The sequence below is a fragment of the Thalassococcus profundi genome (assembly GCF_003344785.1).
Classification (GTDB): Bacteria; Pseudomonadota; Alphaproteobacteria; order Rhodobacterales; family Rhodobacteraceae; genus Puniceibacterium; species Puniceibacterium profundi.
In genome coordinates this window covers 22,185-37,788 of record NZ_QPMK01000005.1, presented here as the reverse complement: position 1 = coordinate 37,788, position 15,604 = coordinate 22,185, and the positions used below count along the sequence as shown (strand labels likewise).

The window sequence follows — 15,604 nt, the reverse complement described above, 5'->3', positions numbered from 1 at the left end:
GTCAGGCGGCCTGCGTATCGTGAAGCGCCGCGCGCACCACCTCGGCGATCTGCCGCAGCTGCGGCGCCAGCGGGCTGGCGCGGCGCCAGATCATGCCCAGCGTCCGACGCGGCTGAGGATCGGGAAAGCGCGCGACCGCCACGTTGGCCGACCGTGTCTCGACCTTTACCGCCATGTCGGGGATCAGCGTGACCCCGATGCCGGCACCCACCATCTGCACCAGCGTCGACAGCGAACTGCCCTCGAGCCCATCCTTGGGCAGGCTTTGCGGCGTGTTGCAGAAGGCGAGCGCCTGGTCGCGGAAACAATGACCCTCCTCCAGCAGCAAGAGCCGCATCCGCCGCAGGTCTTCGCCGGACGGGACGGGTTTTGCGGCATCCTGCGCGGGCCGCACAAGGACAAAGCTTTCCTCGGCCAGCGGCACCTCGGTAAAGGCGGGTTCAGAGACCGGCAGGGCGACGATGGCGGTGTCGATGCGCCCTTCGGACAGGTCGCGCAGCAGCCGCGGCGTCAGGGTTTCGCGCACGTGCAGGTCAAGCCCCGCGTGGCTCTGGTTCAGGCGCCCGATGAGCTGCGGCAGCAGGTAGGGCGCGATGGTCGGGATGATGCCGATGCGCAGCCGCCCGGCCAGCCGGTCCTTCGAGGCGCGCGCGAGATCCAGCAATTCGTCGGTGCCCTGCAGGATGTCGCGGGCGCGGGCCAGGAATTCCTCGCCAAAGGCCGTCAGACGCACCTCGCGCGGGCCGCGTTCAAAGAGCGCGAGGCCCAGCGACTCCTCCAGCTCCTTGATCTGAACCGACAGCGCCGGTTGCGAGATCGCGCAGGCCTCGGCGGCGCGGCCGAAATGTCCGTGCCGGGCCAGCGCATCGGTATAGCGCAGCTGTTTCAGGGTCAGGTTAGCCATAACCTCTGCCTATCAAATCAATTAGAAAACGCAACTTTCCATTATCATGCCGTCTTGTTACATCCCGACGCGAGGATGGAGAGAATCCGCTGGTCGAGGCCTCCGTGTCTTGCCCCTGCGGAAACGCTGCATACCTCTGGAAAACACGGACGGCGCGGCCCCGCAGCGCGGCGCGGTCCACCGGATTTGACGGCCCCCGAGCCACCCCCGACGGCCACGCCGTCATCTTGCGACCCAGCCACGAACGGAGACAGACATGGACGGAAACGATCTCGCCAATTCGGGCAAATGCCCGGTCATCCACGGCGCCGCCACCTTCAACACGCAATCCAACCGCGACTGGTGGCCGAACCAGCTCAATCTCAAGATTCTGCACCAGAACACCGCAGAGTCGAACCCGATGCTGCCGGATTTCGACTATGCCGAGGAGTTCAAGAAGCTCGATCTAGACGCGCTCAAGGCCGACATCTTCGCGCTGATGAAGGACAGCCAGGACTGGTGGCCGGCGGATTACGGCCATTACGGCCCGTTCTTCATCCGCATGGCCTGGCATTCGGCCGGGACCTACCGCACCGCCGACGGGCGCGGCGGGTCGTCCTCGGGCACGCAGCGCTTCGCGCCGCTGAACTCCTGGCCGGACAACGGCAACCTCGACAAGGCCCGCCGCCTGCTGTGGCCGATCAAGCAGAAATACGGCAACAAGATTTCCTGGGCCGACCTGATGATCTTTGCCGGCAACTGCGCGCTCGAGGACATGGGCCTCAAGCCCTTCGGGTTCGCCGGGGGCCGCGAGGATATCTGGGAACCCGAGGAAGACATCTACTGGGGTCCCGAGAACGAATGGCTGTCCACCAAGGACGAACGCTATTCCGAAGGCCGGATCATGGAAGACCCGCTGGCCGCCGTGCAGATGGGCCTGATCTACGTCAACCCCGAGGGCCCGAACGGCAATCCCGATCCGCTGAAGTCGGCCTATGACATCCGCGACACCTTTGCCCGGATGGCGATGAACGACGAGGAAACCGTCGCTCTCACCGCCGGCGGCCACACCTTCGGCAAGTGCCATGGCGCGGGCGACGCATCCCACGTGGGCGCCGAACCCGAAGGTTCCGCGATCGAGCATCAGGGCTTCGGCTGGCTCAGCACCTACAAGTCGGGCAAGGGCCGTGACGCGATCACCTCGGGCATCGAAGGCCCGTGGACACCGACGCCGACCAATTGGGACATGGGCTATTTCGACATGCTCTTCGGCTATGAATGGGAACTGACGAAATCCCCCGCCGGCGCGCACCAGTGGCAGCCCAAGGGTCTCAAGCCCGAGGATCACGCGCCGCAGGTCGATGGCGACGGCACGGTGCCGGTGATGATGACCACCGCCGACATGGCGATGCGCATGGACCCGGACTACGAGAAGATCTCGCGCCGGTTCCACGAGAACCCGGACCAGTTCGCCGATGCCTTCGCGCGCGCCTGGTACAAGCTCACTCACCGCGACATGGGCCCGATCGACCGGTATCTGGGCAAGTATGTCCCGGACGAAGAGCTGATCTGGCAGGACCCGGTGCCGAAGCCCGATCACCCGCTGATCGACGCCGGCGATATCGCCGACCTCAAGGCGAAGATCCTCGGCGCGGGCATCCCGCAGGCAGACCTGATCCGCGTGGCCTGGGCCTCGGCCTCGACCTTCCGCGGCTCGGACAAGCGCGGCGGCGCCAACGGTGCGCGCATCCGCCTGCAGCCGATGAAGGACTGGGACGTCAACGAACCCGAGATGCTGTCGGGCGTGCTCTCCAGGCTCGAAGCCATCAAGGCCGAGTTCGACGGCGCGGCATCGGGCGGCAAGAAAGTGTCGCTGGCCGACCTGATCGTGCTGGGCGGCAACGCCGCGGTCGAAGCGGCGGCCAAGGCGGCCGGGCATGACGTCGAGGTGCCGTTCAACCCGGGCCGGGGCGACGCAAGCCAGGAACAGACCGAGGTGCATTCGGTCGAATTCCTCAAGCCCATCGCCGACGGCTTCCGCAACTACACGGCGGCGGAATACACCGTCACGCCTGCGGAGCTTCTGATCGACAAGGCGCAGCAGCTGACCCTGACGGCGCCCGAGATGACGGTGCTCGTCGGTGGGATGCGGTCGCTCGATGCCAACTTCAAGGGCTCCAAGGACGGGGTCTGGACCGACCGGCCCGGCGTGCTGAGCAACGATTTCTTCAAGGCGCTCATGGACATGACCGTGGTCTGGGAAAAGGTCGACGGGACGGAGCATTCCTACGTCGCCAAGGACCGCAACACCGGCAGCGTGAAGTGGACCGGCAGCCAGGTGGACCTGGTCTTCGGCTCCAATTCCCAGCTGCGCGCGCTGTCCGAAGTCTATGCGACGGACGAGGCGGAAACGACCTTTGTGCAGTCCTTCGTCAAGGCCTGGGGCAAGGTCATGGAGCTTGACCGCTACGACGTGAAGTAAACTCGCGCAAACGCGCGACGACGACTGGAAAGGCGCCCGAATTTCGGGCGTCTTTTCGTTTTTTCGGCATGTCGCATCGCGTGACGGTGCGTGTTCGTGTTAGCCGTGACTGGTCCCGTGCGGATCGTCCGCCTGCCGGGGGACGACAGATCGAGGAGGGAGCGGCGATGATTTCCGTACTTTCGAGCGTCTGGGCGCTGCTTCTCGGGATCGTGCTCATCATGCTGGGCAACGGCATGCATTTCACCCTGATCGGCCTGCGCGGCGGGATCGAGGGGTTCGGGGCCGCAGAGCTTGCCATCGTCACCTCGGGCTACTTCCTGGGCTTCCTCTCGGGCGCGCGCCTCACGCCGCTGATGATCCAGCGCGTGGGCCACGTGCGGGTCTTCGCGGCGCTCGGCAGTTTCATGTCGGCAGGGCTGATTGCGCTGCCGCTGCTGACCGAGCCCTGGGCCTGGACGATCCTGCGGATCATCGTCGGGTTCTGCATGTCGGGCATCTACGTGGCCGCCGAAAGCTGGCTCAATGCCGCGGCCACCAACGAAACCCGCGGCAAGGTGCTGTCGGCTTACATGATCGCGCAGACGCTTGGTATCATCGGTGCGCAGTACCTGCTGACGCTGGGCGATGCGGCGACCTCGGCGCTGTTCATCGGGGCGTCGATCCTGGTGTCGATCTCCTTTGCGCCGATCCTGCTGTCGGCGGCGCAGGTGCCGGTGGTGCAGGTGGCCAAGCCCATGTCGCTGCTGGCGCTTTTCAAGGGATCGCCGCTGGGCACGGTGGGGATCTTCCTGCTGGGCAGCGTCTATGCCACGCAATCGGGCATGGGCGCGGTCTACGGCAGCCAGATCGGGCTGTCGGCAGACCAGATCTCGCTTTTCATCGCGATGCTTTTTGCCGGGGCGCTGGCGCTGCAATATCCCATCGGCTGGCTGTCCGACCGGATTGACCGGCGCGGGCTGATCCTGGGGGCGTCGGCTCTGGGGGCGGTGGCCTGTGCCGCGGGCTGGACCATCGGCGGACTCTGGCCGCTGATGGCGGCGGCCTTCGTCGCCGGCGGGGTGACCACGCCACTCTATGCGCTGTTTCTGGCCTATACCAATGACATGCTGTCCTCGGACGACATGCCCGCCGCCTCGGGCGGTCTGGTCTTCACCTTCGGGCTTGGCGCCATCGTCGGACCGCTGATCACCGGCTGGGCGATGCGGGCGCTGGAGCCTGCGGCCTTCTGGCTGGTGCTGGGCGTCACCTTTGCCGCCATCGCCACCTATGCTGCCTACCGCATGACCCAGCGCGCAACCCTGCCGGCAGAGGCAACGGAGAGCTACCTGGCCGTTCTGCCCACCACCTCGGCCGTCGCGGTCGAGGCCGCGGCGGAATGGGCCGCCGAGAATGCCGAGGCGCAGTCCGAAGCAGAGGACGAGAGGAAGGACGAGGCCGGTTAGGGGCCGATGTCGAAGGGCTCGAAACTGCTGGCGCGCGCGCGTTTCCAGCGGTTGGCGTAGCCGAAGTCGTCCGCCTCGTCGCGCAGCAGGAACCCGTCGGGCAGGTAGGGATAGACCTCTTCGCCGGTGACCATGTTGCGGTCGCCCTCGCGCATCAAAAGGTGATGTGGCAAAAATTCCCGCGGATGGCTCAGCCCCGCGGCCCCGGTCATTTCGGCCAGCGCCTTGAGCGTGTTCTTGTGGAACCGGTAGACCCGTTCGGCCTTGTCCACGACATTGAGTGCGCGCTGGCGCATCGGGTCCTGGGTCGCCACGCCAACCGGGCAGTGGTTGGTGTGGCAGGCCTGCGCCTGGATGCAGCCCACGGCAAACATGAAGCCGCGCGCCGAATTGGCCCAGTCGGCCCCCAGCGCCAGCGCCTTGGCGATGTCGAAGCTGGTCACCAGCTTTCCCGACGCGCCGATCTTGATCCGGTCGCGCAGCCCGGCGCCGCGCAGGGTGTTGTGGGCAAACGTCAGCCCCTCGATCAGCGGCATGCCGATGTGGTTGGCAAATTCCAGCGGCGCCGCCCCGGTACCGCCTTCCTTGCCGTCGATGACAATGAAATCCGGCACGATCTGCGTTTCCAGCATCGCCTTGACGAGGCACATGAATTCGCGCCGGTGGCCGATGCACATCTTGAAACCCACCGGCTTGCCGCTGGCATGGCGGCGCAGGGTGCCGATGAACTCCATCAGTTCCTTCGGGGTGGAGAATTCCGGATTGGCGGCGGGCGACACGCAGTCCTGGCCAATGGGAATGTCGCGCGCCTCGGCGATCTCGGGCGAGATTTTGGACGCGGGCAGCATGCCACCATGGCCGGGCTTGGCCCCCTGGCTCAGCTTCAGCTCGATCAGCTTGACCTGGTCGTCGGCGGCCTGGGCGGCGAACTTCTCGGCATCGAACCGACCTTCATGGGTTCGGCAGCCGAAAAAGCCCGATCCGATTTCGTAGATCAGGTCACCGCCGCCCGCGCGGTGGTACCGGCTGATGCCGCCTTCGCCGGTGTCATGGGCGAAATTGCCCTTTTGCGCGCCCTTGTTCAGTGCCGAGATGGCGTTGGCCGACAGCGCGCCAAAGCTCATGGCCGAGATGTTGTAGATCGACGCATCATAGGGTTTTGCGCAGTCCGGCCCGCCGATGCGAACGCGGAAATCGTGCTCCGTCAGGTGTTTGGGCGTGATAGAATGGGTGATCCATTCATAGCCCGCATCATAGACCCGCTGGCGCGTGCCGAAGGGGCGCTTGTCCTCGACCCCCTTGGCGCGCTGGTAGATGATCGAGCGCTTGTCGCGGGAGAACGGCTCTTCGTCCTGGTCGGATTCGATGAGATACTGGCGGATCTCGGGGCGGATGCCTTCGAAGAGGAACCGCATGTGGCCGATCACCGGGTAGTTGCGCAGGATCGCGTGGCTGTCCTGCATGACGTCGTAGATGCCGACGACGGTCAGTGCGCCGAAGATCGCGAGCGGCAGCGCGAACCACGGGCTCCAGATCAGGGCGACAAGCGACAGAAGGGTCAGGACCGCGCAGGCGGCGAAGATCGAAAAGCGTTCCATAAGGTCCTCAGATCACGGCAGAAATGGCCTGGTCGAGCTTGTCGGTCAGCTCGTCCAGCTGGTCGTCGGTGATGATGAAGGGCGGGGCCAGCAAGATGTGGTCGCCGCGCTGGCCGTCGATGGTGCCGGACATCGGGTAGCAGACCAGCCCGGCCTCGAAGGCGGCTTTCTTGATCTTGGCAGCGACGCCGCGGGCGGGATCGAATGGGTCCTTGGTTTCGCGGTCGGCCACCAGCTCGATGCCGCGGAAGAGGCCGCGGCCGCGAATGTCGCCCACATGCGGATGCTGGCCGAACCGATCGGTCAGCTTGTCGTGCAGCTTTGCGCCTTGTTCCCGCACCTTGCCGATCAGCCCGCGGTCGAGGATGGCCGAGACCACTGCGTGACCGGCGGCGGCGGCGACGGGATGGCCGATATAGGTGTGTCCGTGCTGGAAGAAACCCGAGCCGTTCGCGATCGTGTCATAGATCTCGGAGGTGCAGAGCATCGCGCCGATGGGCTGGTAGCCCGCGCCCAACCCCTTGGCGATGCACAGTATATCGGGCGCCACGCCGTCCGCCTCGCAGGCAAAGAGGTGACCGGTGCGCCCCATGCCGCACATCACCTCGTCGAGGATCAAGAGCACGCCGTACTGGTCGCAGATCTCGCGGATGCGTTTGAAATAGCCCGGCGCCGGGGTCAGGGCGCCCGCCGTGGCGCCGACCACCGGTTCGGCCATGAAGGCCATGACCGTGTCGGGGCCCAACGCCAGAATCTCGTCCTCCAGCGCCTGTGCTGCGCGCTGACCGTAGTCTTCGAGGCTCTCGTCGTCGCGCTTGAGCCGGTATGCGTAGCAGGGCTCGATGTGGCTCACGTCCAGCAACAGCGGCGCGAACTGCGCGCGGCGCCATGCGTTGCCGCCGGCGCTGAGCGCGCCGATGGTGTTGCCGTGGTAGCTTTGCTTGCGGGCGATGATCCTGCCGCGCTGCGGTTCGCCCTTCTCGACGAAGTACTGACGGGCAAGCTTGATCGCGGCCTCGGTCGCCTCGGACCCGCCCGAGACGAAATAGACCCGGTCGAGGTCGCCGGGCGCGTGGTCGATCAGCAGGTCGGCGAGCTTCTCTGCCGGTTCCGAAGTGAAGAATCCGGTGTGGGCAAAGGCGAGTTGGTCGAGCTGCGCCTTGATGGCGGCGGTGATCTCCGCGTCGCCGTGGCCGAGGCAGGACACCGCCGCACCGCCCGAGCCGTCCAGGTAACGCTTGCCGGTGGAATCGATGAGGTAGATGCCCTCGCCGCCGACCGCGACCGGCGCGTTGAGCTTGGAATGGCGCGGAAAGATGTGGGTCATCGGGTGTCCTTTTCTCTGCGGGGGACCGGATGCGATCAGGTTACCCGCCGCGCTGCGGTTTGCCCACCGCCGAAGACGGGGCTCTGTCGACAAAAGGCTGGCCTTCTCTCCCGCGCGGAATCGAGGCGGCCATTGGCCGCCGCCGCGCAGCGCCCGTCCGCCCCCCGGGCGGGCGCTTTGTGACCTCTGGCGCCATGTTCGAACGATCTTCGGGGACGCTGGATAAAGCGCGCCGGTCATAATTCGGCGCGCCCGCCCGCGGACGGGCGCTGCGCGGCTCGACAAGAACGAAAAACCCCGCAGCGCGGATGGCGCTGCGGGGCAAGGTCTTGGAAGCCGTAAAACGATCACTCGGCGGCAAGGCTTGCCGAATGCTCGGCCACCGCGTCGGCCAGCGCCGCTTCGAAGATCGCGAGACCTTCCTCGACGATGGCGTCGGAGGCGGTTAGCGGAACCATGATGCGCAGGGCGTTGCCGTGCATGCCGCAGCCCAGCAGGATCAGGCCGCGCTTGAGGGCATGGGCGATCACCGACTTGGTGAAGGCCGGATCCTCTTTCGCGGTGTCGAAGTCCTGCACGAACTCGACCGCCAGCATCGCGCCCAGCCCGCGGATGTCCCACATCCGGTAGGGCGCGGTGCGTGCGCCGATCTCGGCAAATCGGGCGCGGAAGTGCGCGCCCATGGCGGTGGAGCGGGCCAGCAGGCCTTCGCTGTCGATGGCCTCGATCGCTGCAAGCGCCGCGGCACAGGCCACGGGGTTGCCGCCATAGGTGCCGCCCAGGCCGCCGGGGGCCATCGCATCCATGATCTCGGCCCGACCGATGACACCGGCGATGGGATAGCCGCCGGCCATGGATTTCGCCACGGTGATGAGGTCCGGCACGACGCCGGAATGCTCGATGGCGAACCAGGTGCCGGTGCGGCCAAAGCCCGCCTGGATCTCGTCGGCGATCAGCAGGATGCCATGCTTGTCGCAGATCGCGCGCAGCGCCTGCCACATCTCGGTCGGGACGGGAACGTAGCCGCCTTCGCCCAGCACCGGTTCGAGGATGATCGCGGCGACGCGGCTCGGGTCCGCATCGGTCAGGAACAGCGTCTCGAGACCCTGGATCGCGTCCTCGACCGTGATGCCGTGGCGCGCATCGGGGAACGGGGCGCGGAATACGTCGGCGGGGAAGGGACCCACGTCCTTCTTGTAGGGGCTGACCTTGCCGGTCATGCCCAGCGTCAGCAGGGTGCGGCCGTGATAGCCGCCGGTGAAGGCGATCACGCCGGGACGGCCCGTTGCGGCGCGGGCGATCTTGACCGCGTTCTCGACGGCCTCGGCGCCGGTGGTGACCAGCAGGGTCTTTTTCGGATGATCGCCGGGGGCCAGCGCGTTCAGCTTTTCCGCCAGCGCCACGTAGGGCTCGTAGGGCACGACCTGGAACGAGGTGTGCGTATAGAGGTCTTCCTGCGCCTTGGCGGCGGCCACGACCGACGGGTGACGGTGGCCGGTGTTGAGCACGGCGATGCCGCCGGCGAAGTCGATGTAGCGGTTGCCCTCGACATCCCAGAGCTCGGCATTCTCGGCGCGGGCGGCAAAGATCGGCGCGGCAGAGGCGACGCCACGCGGCACGGCGGCTTCGCGGCGGGCGAGCAGGGCGGCGTTGGACTGGCCGGTCATGGCGCCGGCGACGCTGCGGCTGGTGGCGATGATGTCATCGGCACGGGCCGGGGTCGCGGGCTTGGCCGCGGGCGTTTTGGCGGCGCGGGATTTGGATCCGGCCCTGGACGCCGTGGATTTCTTGGCTTTGCTCTGCGAGGTCATGGTCACCCTCCGGTTGGCTTGGCAGTTTGTACGCATTGCGTTCTTGATGAGAATTCTCTGTTGCCGTTTAATATAGTTGTCAACGTCTTTCACGCCAAGCATCGGCATTCCTTTGCTGCCTCATCTTTGGTCATTCCGACAAAGCTATGAATCAGATGAGTTTTTAGTCGTTGACCTTTGCTGCCATCCGGCGCTTAATATTTCAAACAAGTGATCTGCATGGGGGCGGACTGCGTGGAAATCGGTCACAGACTGCGTGAAGTGCGCGAAATGCGCGGGCTGTCTCAGCGCGATCTGGCCGGGCGCGCGGGCCTGACCAACGGGGCGATCTCGCTCATCGAACAGAACAAGAGCAGCCCGTCGGTGGCGTCGCTCAAGCGGCTTCTGGATGCGATTCCCATGACCATGTCCCAATTCTTTTCGGAATTCGAGGAGCCGGGATCGCCCAAGTATTTTTACGCGGCCGACGAGTTCATCGAGTTGTCGCCGCAGGACGCGGGTCTGGGCGAACTGGCCGCCCGCGTGTCGCTCCGCCAGGTCGGGGATGCCTCCCGCCACGCGCTTCAGATGCTGCACGAAACATATCCTCCGGGGGCCGATACGGGCCCGGACATGCTGACCCACGAAGGCGAGGAATCGGGGGTCGTCGTGCAGGGGCTGATCGAACTGACAGTGGCCGACCAGATCCGGGTCCTGAACCCCGGAGACGGGTATCTTTTCGACAGCCGGCTGCCGCACAGGTTCCGCAATATCGGCGAGGGGCCGTGCGTGATCATCAGCGCCTGCACCCCGCCTTCGTTCTGAATGACAAGGTCGAACGAAAAGAATTCGACAGTCATGCCAAAGGGTTGCGTGCCGATCTTGCGCGCGGCTCCGGCCACGGACCCGGTCATGGGTTTTCGTGTTGAGGTTCGTCCGAGCCGTGCTAACGTAACATTATCAAGTCTGTGCCGCGGTCATCCGCGGGCGGACACGATCAACCGATAGGGAGTACATCCATGACATTCATCAAAGCATCCGCGTTCGCGGCGGCCGCCACGTTGCTGGCCCAGGGCGCGATGGCGCAGAACACCTTCATCACCATCGGCACCGGCGGCCAGACCGGCGTCTATTACGTGGTCGGCCAGTCGATCTGCCGCCTCGTGAACCGTGGCACGTCCGAGCACGGCCTGCAGTGCACCGCGCCGTCCACCGGCGGGTCGGTGGCCAACATCAACGCCATCAAGGCGGGCGACCAGACCATGGGCGTCGCCCAGTCCGACCAGCAGTACTACGGCCTGAACGGCGAAGGGTCGTTCGACGCGCCCTTCGAAAATCTGCGGGCGGTGTTCTCGGTCCATCCCGAACCCTTCACCGTGGTCGCGCGCGCCGATGCCGGCATCGAGACCTTCGACGATCTCAAGGGCAAGCGCGTCAACATCGGCAACCCCGGCTCGGGCCAGCGCGCCACCATGGACGTGGTGATGAGCGCCGCGGGCATGACCAACGACGACTTCTCGCTCGCCTCCGAGCTCAAGGCGACCGAGCAGGCGCAGGCGCTCTGCGACAACAAGATCGACGCCTTCGTCTACCAGGTCGGCCATCCGAATGGCTCGATCCAGGAAGCGTTCTCGTCCTGCGAGGCGGCCTTCGTAGATGTGAACGGCGACTATATCGACCAGCTGATCGCGGAGAACGACTTCTATGCCGCGGCGACCATCCCGGCGTCGCTCTATGAAGGCATCGAGGACGACACCACCACCTTCGGTGTGCGTGCGACCTTCGTCAGCTCTGCCGACGTGGACGAGGACACGATGTACCAGGTGGTTGCCGCGGTCTTCGACAACTTCGACCGCTTCAAGGGTCTGCACCCGGCCTTCTCGAACCTGAGCCAGGAAGAGATGATCTCGGCCGGCCTGTCGGCGCCGCTGCATCCCGGTGCCGAGAAGTACTACAAGGAACAGGGCTGGATGGAGTGATCTCCGTCGCCTGATGTCAAAGGCCGGTCCCGTGCGCGGGGCCGGCCCACCCAAAAGATCGCAAGATAACGACACACGGCGCCAAGCCGGTTTCAGATGACAAAGTAGCCGTGCCTTCCGACAGGGGCGGAGCTTTTCCAAGAGGGACAGCGACATGAGCGACAAGGACCAGTTCCAGGCCTCCGCCGTGGAAAACGAGGCGGCGGGCAAGGCCGGCCTCAGCCAAAGCGAAATCGACGAACTCGTCGCGTCCTCTGATACCGGCGGGCGCTCTGCCTCCGGACCGGTGGGCATGCTGATCGTGGGCGTGGCGCTGGCCTGGTCTCTGTTCCAGCTCTGGATCGCGTCACCGATCCCCTTCATTCTCGGCTTCGGGGTCTTCAACGACACCGAGGCGCGGGCCTTTCACCTTGCCTTTGCGCTGTTTCTGGGCTTCATGGCCTTCCCAGCGGCGCGCACGCCGGTGCAGCTGTTCCTGGGCATCGCGGTGCCGCTGGTCCTGACCGGGCTGTTCTGGCTGGGCGCCGATCCCGGCAACTGGTGGATCCCGGTGGTGGGTCTTGCCGTCGTAGCCGCCGTGGTCCTGGGGTCGCCCAAGGACCGCGTGCCGATCTGGGAATGGGCCATGGCCATCATCGGCGCGGCCTCCGCCCTTTATATCTACTTCGCCTACGAGGGCATCGCCAACCGCGTTGGCGCCCCGATCACGCAGGACCTGGTCGTCGGCGTCATCGGCCTGATGCTTCTGCTCGAGGCCACGCGCCGCGCGCTCGGCCCGGCGCTGATGATCGTGGCGACCGTGTTCCTGAGCTATACCTTCCTCGGTCCCTACATGCCGCAACTGATCGCACACTCGGCCAAGTCGCTGGGCGTGGTCATCAACCACCAGTGGATCACCACCGAAGGTGTCTTCGGCATCGCGCTGGGGGTCTCGACCTCCTTCGTGTTCCTTTTCGTGCTCTTCGGCTCGCTGCTGGATAAGGCCGGCGCGGGCAACTACTTCATCCAGGTGGCGTTTTCGCTGATGGGCCACATGCGCGGCGGTCCGGCCAAGGCGGCCGTGGTCAGCTCGGCCATGACCGGCCTCATTTCCGGCTCGTCCATCGCCAACGTGGTCACCACAGGCACCTTCACCATCCCGCTGATGAAGAAGGTCGGCTTCAGTTCCGAAAAGGCCGGCGCGGTCGAGGTGGCCTCGTCGGTCAACGGCCAGATCATGCCGCCCGTCATGGGCGCCGCGGCCTTCCTCATGGTCGAATACGTGGGCATACCCTATTTCGACGTGGTGAAACACGCCTTCCTGCCGGCGGTGATCTCCTACATCGCGCTGGTCTACATCGTGCACCTCGAGGCGATGAAGCAGAACATGCAGGGCCTGCCGCGCGCCTATACGCCCAAACCCATCGTGCAGCGTCTGATCGGCATGGCCTTCTTCGTGGCCTTCCTCTGCGTGCTGAGCTTCGGTGTCTACTACGGCATGGGCTGGATCCGAACCGTCTTCCCGGACACCGCTGGCTACATCGTCTTCGTGTTCCTGTGCCTCGTGTACCTTGGCTTGCTCTACGTCGCCTCGAAAGAAGAGATCCCGACGCTTGAAAAGGACGGGGACGGGCCGCAGGTGCTGCCGCTTCCGGGACCGACCGTGCGGTCGGGCCTGCATTTCATCTTGCCGGTCGTCGTGCTGGTCTGGGCGCTGATGGTGGACCGCCTGTCGCCTGGCCTTTCGGCCTTCTGGGCTGCGGCCTTCATGATCTTCATCCTGGTCACGCAGCGTCCGCTGCTGGCGATCATGCGCAATGCCGGCGGCATCGCATCGGAAATCCGCAACGGCTTCGTCGACCTGATCGACGGGCTGGTGACCGGCGCGCGCAACATGATCGGCATCGGCATCGCCACGGCGACCGCGGGCATCATCGTCGGCGCGGTCAGCCAGACCGGCGTCGGCTCGGCGCTGGCGGACGTGGTCGAGGTGCTGTCGGGCGGCAACATCCTGGCGATCCTGTTCCTGACCGCGATCCTGTCGCTGATCCTCGGCATGGGCCTGCCCACAACGGCGAACTACATCGTCGTGTCGGCGCTGTTGGCGCCGGTGATCGTGCAGCTTGGCCAGCAGAACGGGCTGATCGTGCCGCTGATCGCGGTGCACCTCTTCGTCTTCTACTTCGGCATCATGGCGGACGTGACGCCGCCAGTGGGCCTGGCGTCCTTTGCCGCCGCCGCCGTGTCGGGGGGCGATCCGATCAAGACCGGGGTCGTGGCCTTCTTCTATTCGCTGCGGACCGCGGCGCTGCCCTTCCTCTTCATCTTCAACACCGATCTGTTGCTGATCGACGTGGGATGGGCGCAGGGGATACTGGTCTTCGTGATCGCGACGGTGGCCATGCTGCTCTTTGCGGCGGCGACGCAGGGCTGGTTCCTGACCCGCAACAACATCCTCGAGACCGTGGCGCTGCTGCTCATCGCCTTCACGCTCTTTCGTCCGGGCTTCTGGATGGACATGGTGGCGCCGCCCTTCGAGGACGTGCCGCCGGTCGAGATCGCGCAGGCCGCCGAGGAGGTCAGTCCGGGCCAGGATCTGCGGCTGCAGGTGAGCGGTCTCAACGCCATCGGCGAGCCTGTGACCTTCGTCGCGCTGCTGCCGGTGGGCGAGGGCGAGACGGGCGAGGACCGCCTGTTCGCCTCGGGCCTCGAATACGTGGTGAACGGCGATTCGGTGGTGATCGACAACGTAACCTTCGGCAGCCCCGCCGCCGAGGCCGGTTTCGACTGGGATCAGACCGTCGAGCGCGTCATGCGCCCAAAGGCCCAGCCCCCGAAAGAGCTGATGTTCATCCCGGCCCTGGCCCTGCTGGCGCTGATCGTGCTGTGGCAACGCAGCCGGGCGCGCAAGAACCCGCGGCCGAAACAGGCCACGGCCTGACGTGACGTTTGCGCCGCAGCGGCCCGGAAGATGACCGGGGCCGGTGCGGCGCGCCTTGCAACATGGCCCGTGCGCCCTCAGGTGCAGGGTTTCGGCCAGCCGGCGGGACCGGCGGCCCAAGAAACAGAAAAAGACGACCGGGAGGGTGACACACCCATGGAGACCACATCCCAATGACCCCCTTTGCCATTGCCGGCGTGCAGATGCACGTGGGCGCCCTGCATTCCAACGTCGAAGCCATGCGCCAGCGGATCGAGATCCTGATGGCTCGTTTTCCCTGGACCCAGATGGTGCTGTTCTCGGAACTGGCGCCCTACGGTCCGCTGGACCGCTTCGCCCAGCCGTTCCCGAACGACGCCATCACCCAGTTCCAGGAAGACGCCAAGCGCTACGGCATCTGGCTGATCCCCGGCTCGATGTTCGAAAAGATGCCCGACGGGCGGATATTCAACACCTCTGTCGTGATCAACCCGCAGGGCGAGATCGTCCGCAAGTATTCCAAGATGTTCCCGTTCCGGCCCTACGAACAGGGCATCAGCGCGGGCACCGATTTCTGCGTCTTCGACGTGCCCGATGTGGGGCGTTTCGGGCTGTCGATCTGCTATGACATCTGGTTCCCCGAAACCACGCGCCACCTGACCAGCCAGGGCGTCGAGGTGCTGCTGCACCCGGTGCTGACCGGCACCACCGACCGCGACGCGGAGCTGTCCATCGCCCGCGCCACCGCGGCGCAGTTCCAGTGCTACGTCTTCGACGTGAACGGCCTGGGGGCAGGCGGCACGGGCCGGTCGCTCGTTGTCGATCCGGCGGCCACCGTCCTGCACCAGTCCGCGGGACAGGAGGACATGTTCCCCATCGAGGTCGACCTCGACATGGTGCGCCGCCAGCGCGAGACGGGCATGAAGGGGCTGGGCCAGGTGCTCAAGTCCTTCCGCGACCGCGAGGCCGAGTTCCCTGTCTACAACCGCTTGAGCGGCGCCGATGCCTATCTGCACACGCTGGGACCGCTTGAAACCCCGCGGCAGGGGTCGACCGCCGGTCTGACCCATGCCGACCCGCGCACCGCGCTCAGCCAGGAGGCCTCAGGCCAGGTTCCGAGCGCATCCACCATTCCGATCTTCAAGGGACGTACCGGAACCGAGTGATCCGGCACGCCTGCGAAGGAGGGCAGACAAGGAAC

At 65.7% G+C, this 15,604-nt stretch carries 10 protein-coding genes; 6 read left to right on the top strand and 4 right to left on the bottom strand.

The genetic code is table 11. The features are described 5' to 3' along the window. Window position 1 precedes the first annotated feature (1 nt). A complete protein-coding gene (locus DU478_RS08530) occupies window positions 2–904 on the bottom strand; it encodes a hydrogen peroxide-inducible genes activator (protein ID WP_114510537.1) in 903 nt (300 codons plus the stop codon). 256 nt (window positions 905–1,160) lie between these two features. Here DU478_RS08530 and katG point away from each other — a divergent pair, with 256 nt between their 5' ends. Both katG and DU478_RS08520 read left to right on the top strand, forming a co-directional pair. Then, window positions 1,161–3,365, top strand: a complete 2,205-nt coding sequence (katG, locus tag DU478_RS08525; protein WP_114510536.1) for a catalase/peroxidase HPI — start codon at window positions 1,161–1,163, stop codon at window positions 3,363–3,365. Window positions 3,366–3,532: 167 nt separating this feature from the next. Next, window positions 3,533–4,810 (top strand): MFS transporter, encoded by a 1,278-nt coding sequence (locus tag DU478_RS08520; RefSeq protein ID WP_114510535.1) that lies wholly within the window; start codon window positions 3,533–3,535, stop codon window positions 4,808–4,810. Here the strand turns inward: DU478_RS08520 and DU478_RS08515 are convergent. From DU478_RS08515 to gabT, 3 genes are all read right to left on the bottom strand, one after another. Beyond that, on the bottom strand, window positions 4,807–6,408 hold the full coding sequence (locus DU478_RS08515) for an FMN-binding glutamate synthase family protein (protein ID WP_114510534.1): 1,602 nt from the start codon (window positions 6,406–6,408) through the stop codon (window positions 4,807–4,809). The genes DU478_RS08520 and DU478_RS08515 overlap by 4 nt on opposite strands. 7 nt (window positions 6,409–6,415) lie before the next feature. Next, window positions 6,416–7,735 carry an aspartate aminotransferase family protein gene (locus tag DU478_RS08510; RefSeq protein ID WP_114510533.1) on the bottom strand — a complete coding sequence of 440 codons (1,320 nt, stop codon included), beginning with the start codon at window positions 7,733–7,735 and terminating at the stop codon, window positions 6,416–6,418. A 347-nt stretch (window positions 7,736–8,082) separates the two neighbouring features. Then, entirely contained in the window at window positions 8,083–9,402 is a 1,320-nt protein-coding gene (gene gabT / locus DU478_RS08505; RefSeq protein ID WP_233501181.1) for a 4-aminobutyrate--2-oxoglutarate transaminase, read from the bottom strand. 363 nt (window positions 9,403–9,765) lie between these two features. On the opposite strand from gabT, the gene DU478_RS08500 reads away from it, so the two are divergent. From DU478_RS08500 to DU478_RS08485, 4 genes are all read left to right on the top strand, one after another. Further along, window positions 9,766–10,350: a cupin domain-containing protein gene (locus DU478_RS08500; RefSeq protein ID WP_199488308.1), complete on the top strand. Its 585-nt coding sequence runs from the start codon at window positions 9,766–9,768 to the stop codon at window positions 10,348–10,350. Between the two features lie 194 nt (window positions 10,351–10,544). Beyond that, window positions 10,545–11,504, top strand: a complete 960-nt coding sequence (locus DU478_RS08495) for a TAXI family TRAP transporter solute-binding subunit (RefSeq protein WP_114510531.1) — start codon at window positions 10,545–10,547, stop codon at window positions 11,502–11,504. A 154-nt stretch (window positions 11,505–11,658) separates the two neighbouring features. Further along, window positions 11,659–14,424, top strand: coding sequence for a TRAP transporter permease (locus tag DU478_RS08490; RefSeq protein WP_114510530.1), 2,766 nt, complete (start codon window positions 11,659–11,661; stop codon window positions 14,422–14,424). A gap of 173 nt (window positions 14,425–14,597) precedes the next feature. After that, window positions 14,598–15,569, top strand: a complete 972-nt coding sequence (locus DU478_RS08485) for a carbon-nitrogen hydrolase family protein (RefSeq protein WP_114510529.1) — start codon at window positions 14,598–14,600, stop codon at window positions 15,567–15,569. Window positions 15,570–15,604: the final 35 nt, after the last annotated feature.

Excerpts from the sequence above, each read along its gene's own strand:
- DU478_RS08500 (WP_199488308.1), top strand. The coding sequence starts at position 9,766 with ATGGGGGCGGACTGCGTGGAAATCGGTCACAGACTGCGTGAAGTGCGC.
- DU478_RS08495 (WP_114510531.1), top strand. The coding sequence starts at position 10,545 with ATGACATTCATCAAAGCATCCGCGTTCGCGGCGGCCGCCACGTTGCTG.
- katG (WP_114510536.1), top strand. The coding sequence starts at position 1,161 with ATGGACGGAAACGATCTCGCCAATTCGGGCAAATGCCCGGTCATCCAC.
- gabT (WP_233501181.1), bottom strand. The coding sequence starts at position 9,402 with ATGACCGGCCAGTCCAACGCCGCCCTGCTCGCCCGCCGCGAAGCCGCC.
- DU478_RS08520 (WP_114510535.1), top strand. The coding sequence starts at position 3,533 with ATGATTTCCGTACTTTCGAGCGTCTGGGCGCTGCTTCTCGGGATCGTG.
- DU478_RS08490 (WP_114510530.1), top strand. The coding sequence starts at position 11,659 with ATGAGCGACAAGGACCAGTTCCAGGCCTCCGCCGTGGAAAACGAGGCG.
- DU478_RS08530 (WP_114510537.1), bottom strand. The coding sequence starts at position 904 with ATGGCTAACCTGACCCTGAAACAGCTGCGCTATACCGATGCGCTGGCC.
- DU478_RS08485 (WP_114510529.1), top strand. The coding sequence starts at position 14,598 with ATGACCCCCTTTGCCATTGCCGGCGTGCAGATGCACGTGGGCGCCCTG.
- DU478_RS08515 (WP_114510534.1), bottom strand. The coding sequence starts at position 6,408 with ATGGAACGCTTTTCGATCTTCGCCGCCTGCGCGGTCCTGACCCTTCTG.
- DU478_RS08510 (WP_114510533.1), bottom strand. The coding sequence starts at position 7,735 with ATGACCCACATCTTTCCGCGCCATTCCAAGCTCAACGCGCCGGTCGCG.